At 40.7% G+C, this 11808-nt stretch carries 8 protein-coding genes and 2 tRNA genes; 1 reads left to right on the forward strand and 9 read right to left on the reverse strand.

What is annotated here, in order from left to right; translation table 11 throughout:
* Nucleotide 1: 1 nt before the first annotated feature.
* The 4 genes from BKL51_RS09885 to mtr all read right to left on the reverse strand — a co-directional run bounded on the left by BKL51_RS09885 (nt 2) and on the right by mtr (nt 2542).
* Nucleotides 2-77: transfer RNA gene (locus BKL51_RS09885), tRNA-Asn, on the reverse strand.
* Nucleotides 78-99: 22 nt separating this feature from the next.
* A tRNA-Phe gene (locus BKL51_RS09890) sits at nt 100-175 on the reverse strand.
* A 260-nt stretch (nt 176-435) separates the two neighbouring features.
* Nucleotides 436-1206: a class I SAM-dependent methyltransferase gene (locus tag BKL51_RS09895; RefSeq protein WP_077466513.1), complete on the reverse strand. Its 771-nt coding sequence runs from the start codon at nt 1204-1206 to the stop codon at nt 436-438.
* Nucleotides 1207-1285: 79 nt separating this feature from the next.
* Nucleotides 1286-2542, reverse strand: coding sequence for a tryptophan permease (gene mtr / locus BKL51_RS09900; protein ID WP_077466514.1), 1257 nt, complete (start codon nt 2540-2542; stop codon nt 1286-1288).
* 138 nt (nt 2543-2680) lie between these two features.
* Between mtr and BKL51_RS09905 the strand changes: the two genes are divergently transcribed.
* A complete protein-coding gene (locus BKL51_RS09905) occupies nt 2681-3454 on the forward strand; it encodes a M48 family metallopeptidase (protein WP_077466515.1) in 774 nt (257 codons plus the stop codon).
* Between the two features lie 154 nt (nt 3455-3608).
* Here BKL51_RS09905 and BKL51_RS09910 read toward each other — a convergent pair whose 3' ends face one another.
* The 5 genes from BKL51_RS09910 to priA form a co-directional block, all read right to left on the reverse strand.
* Nucleotides 3609-6695 carry an efflux RND transporter permease subunit gene (locus BKL51_RS09910; RefSeq protein WP_077466516.1) on the reverse strand — a complete coding sequence of 1029 codons (3087 nt, stop codon included), beginning with the start codon at nt 6693-6695 and terminating at the stop codon, nt 3609-3611.
* Between the two features lie 17 nt (nt 6696-6712).
* Nucleotides 6713-7909 carry an efflux RND transporter periplasmic adaptor subunit gene (locus BKL51_RS09915; RefSeq protein WP_077466517.1) on the reverse strand — a complete coding sequence of 399 codons (1197 nt, stop codon included), beginning with the start codon at nt 7907-7909 and terminating at the stop codon, nt 6713-6715.
* A gap of 36 nt (nt 7910-7945) precedes the next feature.
* Entirely contained in the window at nt 7946-8509 is a 564-nt protein-coding gene (locus tag BKL51_RS09920; protein WP_077466518.1) for a TetR/AcrR family transcriptional regulator, read from the reverse strand.
* 149 nt (nt 8510-8658) lie between these two features.
* Nucleotides 8659-9435, reverse strand: a complete 777-nt coding sequence (gene ftsN, locus BKL51_RS09925) for a cell division protein FtsN (RefSeq protein WP_077466519.1) — start codon at nt 9433-9435, stop codon at nt 8659-8661.
* Between the two features lie 76 nt (nt 9436-9511).
* On the reverse strand, nt 9512-11704 hold the full coding sequence (priA, locus tag BKL51_RS09930; protein WP_077466520.1) for a primosomal protein N': 2193 nt from the start codon (nt 11702-11704) through the stop codon (nt 9512-9514).
* Nucleotides 11705-11808 lie beyond the last annotated feature (104 nt).

The raw sequence follows: 11808 nt of genomic DNA on the forward strand, positions 1-11808 counted from the left end.
TTGGCTCCTCCTGCTGGACTTGAACCAGCGACATATGGATTAACAGTCCACCGTTCTACCGACTGAACTAAGGAGGAGTAGATTTTACGACTCAATGAATGGTGCCTCGAGGCGGAATCGAACCACCGACACGGGGATTTTCAATCCCCTGCTCTACCGACTGAGCTATCGAGGCGTTATCACTATCGGCTACTGCCTGACAACGGAACGTATTAAACTATTTTTTCGCTTGTCGGTCAATAACTAAATTTAAAAAAAATGAAAAAACAGGTGTGTTTGAATGGTTAATAATCAAAATGTTTATAAAACCAACGGATTTTATAAAACACATTAAAAAACAACCGCACTTTCCATAAAAATAATCTTCCCAAATACAGCCGAGTAATAGTTAGAATGTTTAACCGACACACTTATTTTCTACTCATTCACAACATATTACTTTCCACTCGCTATTAATTTTGCCTTAACAAATAGCAGGATCGGGCGGTGTTGTAAATCTTTAAATTCTGTATGCCATTGTGGGTGTTCAGCAAGCATAGGTTCTGCAATTTGTTCAATTTGAAAACCCGCCGAAATTAAATGGTTGATGATCGTAGCCATTGTACGATGGTAAGTTTTGAACGGTTGTTTAAACCAATTTCTATCCCGTTCACCTTCATCACGATAATGATTCAAACGGTAGGCGGTTTGTTGTTTGTTTTCATCCTTTTCCCAACGCTCCCCTACTTTATGACAGGTAGTAATCGGATGTTCTTGGGAAAAGATAAGCGTACCGTTTTTAACGAGTTTCTTCGTAATCGCCGTTAACAATGTCGGAAAATCTTGTACGTAATGAAAAGCAAAAGAACTGGTAATGACATCAAAATTAGATTCCGGCAAATCGCCAAGATTTTCTATTGATAATTGATGTAACGAAAAGTGTCCCTGAAATTGACCGCATTTTTCTAGATCGATTTGGGCTTGTTTTAGCATATTGGCGGATAAATCCATTCCCACTACAAAACTTGCTCCCCGTTGTAAATAAAGTTGTAAATGTTCTCCTGTGCCACAGCCTAGATCTAGTAATTTTTTTCCTTGTAGCTCCGGCAAAAGGGAAAGCATTGTTGGTTTTTCTATGATTTCATTTAAGCTAATCGGGTTAGCTCTAAGTTTTTGATAAAGTTCAAAGAAGTTTTCACTATCATAAACGCTGATTTTATCGTTCATTCCTATTCCTATCTAGATTCATTCTGTGATGAAAAATCAAAAAGGCGTATGCTATACACCCTTTATTTCCATAATTAACTTATCCGTTAAAACTTGCAAACCACCCTAAATTTGCACCGACTTGCGCTACAATATTCAGCACACCAAATAGGATAATGAAACCAATCATTAGGTTGCCGCCATAGACTTTATAGGTGGTATTCGGGAATTTTTTACGGCTGGCTTTCGCAAGCAATGCAGGCACAATAGCAGCCCAAATTGTAGCAGCCAAGCCGGCATATCCAATGGCAATCACAAAACCGTAGGGGAACTGAAGGCTTAATAATAACGGAGGCAAGAAAGTAACTAAAGTCGTTTTTGTTCTGCCCATTACACTATCGTCAAATTTGCATAAATCCGCAATATAGTCAAACAAACCTAAGGTTACCCCTAAGAAAGAACTCGCAATCGCCATATAAGCAAAGAAATTCAAAACAACCGCAATATAATCCGTTTCAATATATTTGTGCAGCGCCTCAAGTAGTGCAGAAACATCCCCGCCTTTTTCAATTACCGGCGCAAATTCGGCACGTGGTAAATTACCTTGAATCGCAAACTGCCACAAAATATAAATAATCAGTGCCAAACCGGTGCCGATAAAGATCACTTTCATCACGCGATTGCCGTCACGATGATAATATTTTACTAGACTTGGAACATTACCATGGAAACCAAATGAAACTAAACACACGGGAAGTGCGGTCAATAAATAAGGTAAATATTGTTGCTCACCTTGTGCAAGCGTATTAAATAATACCTCAGCTTTTACAGAGCCTAATAGACCTGCCGTTGAAAGAAAAAAGGCAATCACCATTCCGCCAATTAATACTGTTGTAAAACGATCTACCGCTTTGGTTGAAAGCCATACAAAAGCAGCTAAGACGATGCAAAAAATTAACGATCCGAAAGTACGCCCGATTTCAACCGCACTTTCGAAGGAACTTAACAGCTGATTTAATAAATTTTGCGTAATACCGCCACCTGAGGTGATGTAAGCATAAGTTAAAATATAAAGTACGAAGGCGACGGATACACCGTTAATTACATTCCAACCATTGCCAAGCAAATCTTTTACGATGGTGTCGAAACTTGAACCGGTGGGATAATGCAAGTTGGCTTCTAAAATCATTAAACCAGATGTCATCATACAAAACCATGTATAAACCAACACAAGAATGGAACCGATAAACCAAACACCAGCCGTTGATGTAGGGTTTGCTAACATACCGGCACCAATTGCAGTACCCGCAATAATCATTGCACCGCCCAATAGAGAAGGGGATTTTTGTTGTTTCATAAGTGATTCTCTAAAGTAAATTTTGCACTATTATAATAGTACACAATCAAAACTCAATTGTTTTTTATAGACAATTTAAGGCTATTTTCCTTATAATTCCATTGTCTCTAACCGCTGTATCCACAATAGGAATCCCAAATGAAAAAACACATAAAATCTTTTGTCTTTGCCTCCATAGCAGCTTTTGTATTGAATGCTTGTGCAGATTCAGCCTCTATCAATCAACAAGCTGCCTCAAGCTATGCACAGGAAATGGGCAGAATTCGTACTCAAGGTGCGGTGGATACCAACTCTAAAACGGCAAAACGTATTCACCGAGTTTTCAATAAAATGGTACCTTACGCCAACAAAGAAAACCAAACCGGTCAACCCTTTAATTGGCAAATTACTGTCATCAAATCCAAAGAGTTAAATGCTTGGGCAATGCCGGGTGGAAAAATGGCGTTTTATACGGGATTGGTGGAAACATTAAAACTGAATGATGATGAAATTGCGACCGTGATGGGGCATGAAATGGCACATGCACTAAAAGAACATGGTAAAGCAAAAGCGAATTTTGGAATGGCTACTGGCATTGCCGCACAATTAGGTCATGTTGCGCTTTCTACTGTGGTAGGCTCTGATTTAAGCGGAATCGCGATTAGCTTAACTAAAGATTTTGCACTAGATAAACCTTATTCACGTAGTGCAGAAACCGAAGCCGATGAAGTAGGATTATTGCTTATGGCAAAATCCGGATTCAATCCACAATCCGCCCCCAGTTTATGGGATAAAATGAAAAAGACCTCAGGAGGTTCAAAAGGGGCATTGGATGCTTTGGCTTCCACACACCCAACAGATGAATATCGCCAAGAAAACTTACGCCGTTTACTCCCAGAGGTGATGAAACTTTACGAAGCTTCAAAAAAATAAAGAATGTTTGTGAAATTGACCGCACTTTAAGGTGCGGTTTTTTGTAGGCTCAAACTAGGGGCGAGGTAAATATTGCTTTTGCCACAGCTGCTCTAACATAAAATAAAACCGCACTTTCGTTTCCAAAAGTGCGGTTGAATTTTAAGGTATTTTATTAATGAGCCGTTTTGCGTTCATCTTCTTCAAATACCGGTAATGGTTTGTGTTCGGTTGCTACATAACTATAAACCACCGGAAGTACAAACAATGTGAAGATTGTACCGATAGATAAACCGGCTACGATAACGATACCGATACTAAAGCGTGATACCGCACCAGCACCCGTTGCGTAAAGCAATGGAACCAAACCCGCTACCATTGCGGCGGTTGTCATCAAAATCGGACGCAAACGCACTTTAGCCGCAGCGGTAATCGCATCAATACGGTTTTTACCGTGCAATAGCTGCTCTTCTTTTGCCACTTCACACATCAAAATACCGTGTTTTGTAATCAAACCAACCAAGGTAATAAGCCCTACTTGTGAATAAATATTCAAAGTCGTTCCCGAAACACCAAAGAAAGATAAGAAATTCAGCGTTAGTAATGCTCCACTCACTGCCAATGGTACAGAGATCATAATCACCAACGGGTCACGTATTGATTCAAACTGAATCGCCAATACTAAGAAGATGATCACCACCGCTAACGCAAAGGTAACCGCCAAGGCATTCCCTTCTTGGATTAACTGACGGGCTTCAGAACGAAAATCGTAAGTATAACCCTGTGGTAAGGTGGTATCGGCATGTTGTTGTAGCCATGCTACCGCATCCCCTGTTGATGTTCCCGGCATTGGTACGGCTTGAATCGTTGCCGCATTTAACTGACTAAAACGAGGCAACGAGGTAGGCTGTGTTTCAAGTTTCATACTAATCAAGCTACTTAAAGGTACGGATTCACCATTACTTGCATTTAAGTAGTAATTTTTAAAGCTTTCCGGTGATAAGCGATCATCACGTTTTACTTGTGAAATTACTTTATAAGCACGTCCGTCAATATCTACGCGGGTAATGGTTGCGCCGGAAAGGAAACTTCCCAGTGTATTACTGATTTGTTGCATGGTGATACCGTAAGTTCCTGCTTTTTCTTTATCAACGGAAATTGTCATTTGGGCGGTATCATATTTTAAATCGAGATTGGTATAAACAAACTTACCCGATGCTCGCATAGCTTGTAAGAACTTTCCTGCGGTATTTGCCAAGGCATTATAATCTTGAGCCGTTTTTAACACAATAGAAATCGGCGGACCTTGTTCCCCCGTATCAATTTCAGGGAAGTTAAACGCAGAAATTGAGACTTCCGGTAATCCTTTTGCTTTTGCATTCAGTTCATTCATAATTTCCGATTGCTTACGCGAACGCTCTTTCCAATCTTTTAATGTCACAATATTTAAAGATTGATTAGAACTCGGCGCGCCCGCGATACTCATTCCAAAAGAAACTTCCTCCGTATCCATCACCGTTTTCATATAAGGTTGCATTGCATTTTGGATATAATCCACATTCACATTAGAAGGTGCAGAACCAATCGCAATAAACCCCCCTTTATCTTCATTTGGTGTTAATTCACTTGAAAGTGAGTTAAATAGGAATGGTAATGTTGCAAAAATCGCTACCACAAATACCACCATGGATTTACGATTTTGCATCACAATATCCAGCATATAGTTATACACGCTATTCATTTTAGAAAGTGTATACTCTACTTTACGCTCCATCCACGTTGGTTCTGCATTCGATTTCAGCAATTTGCTAGTCATCATTGGGGAAAGGGTTAGTGCCACAACACCGGAAATAAATACTGATCCGGCAAGGGTTAACGCAAACTCTTTGAAAAGTGTTCCCGTAATACCGCCCATAAGAGCCATCGGTGAATATACCGCAATGAGAGAAATAGTCATCGAAATAACCGGTAGGGCAATTTCACGTGTACCGATAATCGCTGCACGGAATGGTGTTTCCCCCTCTTTAATGTGACGGTCAACGTTCTCCAATACTACAATTGCATCGTCCACCACGAGGCCTATCGCGAGAATTAGGGCTAACAAGGTCATCAGATTAATGGAGAAATCCAAACCTTGTAACATCATTAACACCCCGATCAAAGAAATTGGAATAGTTAATACCGGAATCAAAATCGCACGTAATGAACCGATAAACATCAAAATCACCACGAGTACGATTACTGTCGCTTCAACGATAGTTTTAACCACTTCGTTAATAGAACTATTAATCGCAATTGTGCGATCGTAAAGAATATCCGTTTCCATACTGTCCGGAAGTTGGTTTTTAATGCTCTCATAGAGTGGACGGATTTTCTCAGCCACCGTTAATGGATTAGCCGAAGAGGTTGGGTTAATACCTAATACAACGGAATCCGCACCATTCGCGATTGCCCGTGAATTATCACTTTCTTTATTCAATTCAACGGTTGCAATATCACGCAAACGTACTAAATCATCACCATTCGATGCAACGATCAAATTACCTAATTGTTCAACGGATTTAGTGGTTGTTTCGACTTTATTACGGTAGGTCACATAATAACCGTTATCACTCCCTGCAGCAGTTTGGATATTATTAGCAGAAAGTGCGGACATTACTTGTGGGACTGAAAGATTTTGTCCCGCCATTTTTTGCGGATCAAGCCAAATACGCATTGCATATTCCGCCGCACCAAAAATTTGTACTTCCGCTACACCTTCAATTGTAAAGAATTGTGGTTTCACTACGCGGTTGATATAGTCCGTTACTTGGCTGGAATCCAATTTTTTAGAGCGGAAACTAATGTACATAATCCCCGAACCACCCGATGAGGATGCCACCGTTGGATCTTCAATTCCGCTCGGTAATTCAGAGCGTACCGCATTGACTTTAGCCAATACATCAGCTAACGCACCGGCAGGATCCGTATTTAGCTTCATTTTTACGGTAATGATAGAAGAACTCGGCGCACTGGATGAAGACATATAGTCAATATTATCCGCTTGAGCAATTGACTCTTCCAACTTGGAGGTAACGAACGCTTGAATCAAATTCGCGTCAGCACCCGGATAAGCAGTTGCTACGGTAATCACCGTAGTCGTCATTTTAGGATATTCACGTACCGCTAATTTTGAAATAGCCTGCAAACCCAAAATGATGATAAGCAGGCTGATCGAAACCGCTAAAACGGGGCGACGAATAAATATATCAGTAAATTTCATTCGTATTTCCTAAGTTATTACAGATTGGTTTTCACCGCCGGTTCAATACCGCCAACGATATCTTTTTTGATCCATTCAACAAGGCTGCCATTGCCGATACCTTGTTGACCGCCGGTAATAATTTTGTCACCGACTTTAACTTCATCGCCTTGTAGCTGAGAGTAAATACCTTGGCGATCTTTAGTAAATACCGTAATTTGTTTTGCACGATAGAGTGAATCTAATTTTGGATTATCGGCAAATTTCGCTTTATCTTCTTCGGATAAAGGCTCTAACAAATAAGAAATTTCGCCATACATGTTATAGCTCACCGCCACTTGTGGCACGACAATTTGGTTGGTTTCCGTCGGTAGCGCAACACGTAAACGGGAAAACATACCTGAAAGCAATTTATGCCCGTCCTCAGGCTCGAAAGTTGCCTGAACATCCACTAAACCGGTTAACGAATTAATTGCCGGTTCAATTGCAGTAATACGGGCTGAAAAGGTTTCGCCTTGACGGGCATCCGTGGTTGCGGTAACACGTTGATTGAGGTGTAATTTATCTAATTCGTTTTGTGAAATCGAAAAATCAATTTTCATTGAACTGGTATCTTCCACACGAACAATTTCCGTACCCACATTCACATATTGACCGACATTAACTTTTACAATACCGGCTTTTCCGTCAAAAGGTGCAACAATCTGCCGACGTTCAATAGTTGCTTTTAATGATTCAATATTCGCCACTTGTGCATCATAAGCGGATTTTGCATTATCCACCTCTTGGCGGGAAACCGCATTGCTTGCTAATAAATTCGCATAGCGTTTATAGGTTTGACGCAATGCCGGAAGTTGTGCTTGGGAAGCTTTCAGACTTGCACGTTCCACCGAGCTATCCAATTCAACCAAAAGATCGCCTTTTTTGACATTTTGCCCGTTTTGAACAAATACGTTAGAAACGGTTCCCGCACTCTGTGCGCTTAACATCGCGCCTTGATTTGGTCGTACAAGACCAGTGGTATTTATAACCGGTGTCCACTCACCGGCTTTAACCTCAAGTGCAGTAACAGGACTGGAGGCTTCCGGCATATTGGCCAATGCCTTACCAATCATAATGCCACGAAAAACGTTAAAACCGATAACACTGACAAAAATTAGGACAAACACGACAAGAATAATTTTCATATAGAAAATATGCGAGCGTTTTGGCCGACTGCTTTGAGTTTGACTCATTTTATAAAAGCTCCAATAAAAAATAAAAAATAATGATTATTTCTGAATTGCCCTCCAAGAGCGTTCAACCACAGATTCTAAAATTTCACGGGTGAGTTCTACTCTTAAAAACTTAATATCCGATGCCATTGTCATCGCTGTTTTTAAACTTAGTTGAAAAAGAACATCATCTGGTAAATCCGCTAATTCATTTGCAGCCCTTGCTTGAAGACAAAAATGATCCCAACGGCTATTATCAATCTCTCGACAAATTTTCGTAAATTCCGGGAGAGACCGATATTGATTTAAATTAGACAAAATGGTCGGATTATCCTGCAAAAATTGCCACATATTCCACCACATTCGTCTGTATTGTTGAAAAAAGGATTCAGACTCATCAAAATCCTTCTCAAGTGCCGCTATAAACATAGCAAACACGCGTCGAGCAAATTGTATTAGTAATTCATCTTTATTTTTAAAATAAAGATAAATTGTTCCTGTCGCCACATTGGCTTCCTTTGCCAATTTATGCATCGATAGTTGATTCAGACCCTCTTTTGCCATCAGACGATCCGTAGCCATAAAAATTTGCTCGACAAGATTAGTTTTAGCGTATCGCATAAAATATTAATTTTGAAAATAATTAAAGAAAAGACATTCAAGTCATATTGAATGAACGAGCGTTCATTTTAGAGATTTTTCATTTTTTGGCAAGCTAAATCAAAAAAAGTGCGGTATTTTTTACCGCACTTTTCTCCTCTCGTATAGCGTTACATACCGATAATCACACAACTTGCCACGGATTTTGCTTTATTAAGTTCCTGTGCTGCTGCATCACGGTTTGCAAACGGTCCGACACGAACACGATTCCACTCACCATGAACCATTACCTGAGCATTTACCCCTGACATCACTAAACGCCCTTGTAAATTTTCTGCTTGAGTACGATTTTTAAAAGCGCCACATTGTAAACCAAACCGTTTCCCTCCCGCTCCGGCAGTTTCTGTCGGTTTTGTTTCTACTTTTTTCGCTGTCTCAACATTTACCGGCTCGGGCTTTTTCAGCGGCTCTGTTTTTTTTACATCCGTCTGCTTTTTCGTTTCTTGTTTCGGAGTTTCGGTCTTCCCTGTTTCTACTGCTTGTTGTGCCTTTTCCGTTTCTTCCGCTTTACGTTTCTCCGCCAGTTTGCGTGCTTCCTCCGCCGCTTTTTGCTCTTTTTCCATTTGAATCAGCACTTGACGCTGTTCTTCCGTCAAGCGCATATTTTTTTCCACACTGGAGGGTTTATCGTCAACCGGCACGGTACGGGTTTCCAATGCCTTAATATAGCTCCACACCTCTTCCGGACGATTGGGTAATACGCTTTTCGGTTGTGGCTTTTCGGGTTGAACCGCTACGGGAGCAGGCGCAGGGGTTTTGCTTTTTAGGAAATAAAGACCAATGCCGAAAGCAAGCAATACCGTCAGGGCAATGCCAATCAATATGTTTTTATTTGTTTTCTTTTTCTTATTTGAACCGCGACGAGCGGCAAAATCTCGATGTGCCACAATAAAATCCTAAACTTTAATGATTTCTAAAAATTCTGTAAAACCTGTCAAGTGTACTGAAAAATACCGTGATTTTCTAGCTTAAATCCTGCGGATCAACATCTAAAATCAACCGTACTTGATTATTTCTTTCTAAATTTGTTTGCTGATAATCATGTAAAACTTTTTGTAACACCATACGGGAAGCGTGTTGCAAAAGCAACTGCCAACGGAATTGTCCCGCTTTTTTACCGAATGGGGCCAGCATAGGACCTAAAATATATAATCCTTCGACATTCTGCGAGCGAAAAAAATCCGTAATTTGCATTAAACACTGTTCCGCTTGCTCCGAATAACGGGCTTGAGCTTTAAACAATGCTTGGAAACTAAAAGGAGGTAACCCCATCGAACGGCGTAAACGTAAGGTTTCTTCGGCAAAAGCCTGATAGCCTTTTGCTAATAAGGTTGTCAATAACGGATGATCCGGATAATGGGTTTGTAGTACCACTTCGCCTTGTTTTTCCGCACGTCCGGAACGCCCCGCCACTTGTACATAAAGTTGTGCTAATCGTTCCTCCGCTCTAAAATCTAAGGAAAATAACGCACTATCCACATTGACCAACGCCACTAACGTTACATTCGGAAAATGATGTCCCTTTGCCAACATTTGTGTGCCAACCAAAATTTGGCTTTTTCCCTGTTGAATATCTTCTAAATAGCTTTCCAATTTACCTTTACGGGCAGTGCTGTCACGATCAATCCTTGCCACAGAATAATCAGGAAACCGAGCTTTTAATGTTTCTTCCAATTGTTCCGTACCAAGTCCGGTTGTAACGAGATGCGTAGAACCGCAATGATCACATTGGCGAGGAACGGTCTTTTGCGATCCGCAATGGTGACAACGCAAGGCACGCTGATACTGATGATAGGTATAAGGTTTTTCACAATGAGAACATTGTGCAATCCAACCGCATTCATGACAAAGTAAAACCGGTGCAAATCCGCGACGATTAAGAAATAACAAGACCTGATTGCCTTTTTCAAGGTGATTCGTCATTCGTTCCAAAAGTGGTTTAGACAATCCGTTTTGTACATGTTGATTTTTTAAATCGATTACAAACTGTCGAAGTGCAGTCGTATTTCCCGCTCTTTTTGACAGCGTCAAATGTTTATATTTACCGCTTTGTACATTGTTAATACTTTCTAAACTGGGTGTCGCCGAGCCCATCAGTACAGGAATGGCTAATTTTTGTGCCAGCACAATGGCTAAATCGCGGGTATGATAACGCCAACCGTCTTGTTGTTTGAAAGAAGCATCATGTTCTTCATCCAAAATAATCGCACCGAGATTGGCAAATTGTGTAAATAATGCCGATCTTGTGCCGATTACTACGGCGCTTTGCCCCGTTCTCGCACGTTCCCATACATTCAATCGTTGGGTATCGTTCAAATGGGAATGCAAAACATCAATTTCCACATTAAAACGCGCGTTAAAACGCTGCACCGTTTGAGGTGTCAAACCGATTTCCGGTACGAGCACAAGCACTTGTTTACCGGATTTTAATATTTCCTCGATGTATTGCAGATAAATTTCCGTCTTACCCGAACCCGTTACTCCCTCCAACAACCAGACATTAAACTCACGTTGAAACATCAATTGGCTAAAAGCTAATGCTTGCTGTTTATTTAAAGTAAGACGATCATTAACATTCACTAACGGTTTATCGTGCAAAACGGCTTGCCAACTTTTTTGCTCCTGTTGAACACGGATTTCTTGGACAAAATTTTTACTTCTTAAAGCGGACCAAACGGCCGAAGTAAAATCATTATTTCCTTTTTCCAAATAATTTTCCAACAAGCATTGCAGGGCTTCAGTCTGCTTTTTGGAACGCTTTAATTCACCGTTCAACAGCGCATTTTTTCCCTCCTCCGTGATGCGCCAAAAAGTGCGGTCATTTTTCACCACATTTTCACCGTTGCGTAATTTCACCGGTAAGGCTTGAAATAATACTTCTCCCACTGGCGCTTGATAGTAATTTGCCGCCCAGTACAGCCAATCCAATGTCACCGAAGAAAATAAAGATCCCCTATCCAAAGGCGCAATGATTTTCTTTAGTTTTTCCTCCGCCACATCGGATTCGGTAGGAAACATCACGACTATCGCAACCCGTTTTTGTCTTCCAAAAGGAACCAGCACGCGTGCCCCCACAACCAATGCAGTGTCGTCCGGTGCAAGATAATCAAATAAACGGGGAAGCGGCACGGCAAGTGCAACTCGAACAATTTTCATAACAACTCTTGGGAAAAAATTTGGCTTATTATACGGGAAAAGCGTTCGATTTCATGTATAATCACCGCCAATTTTTTTACCAACTTATTTTTTATTCAGAAGTA

The organism is Rodentibacter sp. Ppn85 (assembly GCF_001999335.1).
GTDB lineage: Bacteria > Pseudomonadota > Gammaproteobacteria > Enterobacterales > Pasteurellaceae > Rodentibacter.

Excerpts from the sequence above, each read along its gene's own strand:
- BKL51_RS09915 (WP_077466517.1), bottom strand. The coding sequence starts at position 7,909 with ATGAGTCAAACTCAAAGCAGTCGGCCAAAACGCTCGCATATTTTCTAT.
- BKL51_RS09905 (WP_077466515.1), top strand. The coding sequence starts at position 2,681 with ATGAAAAAACACATAAAATCTTTTGTCTTTGCCTCCATAGCAGCTTTT.
- BKL51_RS09895 (WP_077466513.1), bottom strand. The coding sequence starts at position 1,206 with ATGAACGATAAAATCAGCGTTTATGATAGTGAAAACTTCTTTGAACTT.
- mtr (WP_077466514.1), bottom strand. The coding sequence starts at position 2,542 with ATGAAACAACAAAAATCCCCTTCTCTATTGGGCGGTGCAATGATTATT.
- BKL51_RS09910 (WP_077466516.1), bottom strand. The coding sequence starts at position 6,695 with ATGAAATTTACTGATATATTTATTCGTCGCCCCGTTTTAGCGGTTTCG.
- BKL51_RS09920 (WP_077466518.1), bottom strand. The coding sequence starts at position 8,509 with ATGCGATACGCTAAAACTAATCTTGTCGAGCAAATTTTTATGGCTACG.
- priA (WP_077466520.1), bottom strand. The coding sequence starts at position 11,704 with ATGAAAATTGTTCGAGTTGCACTTGCCGTGCCGCTTCCCCGTTTATTT.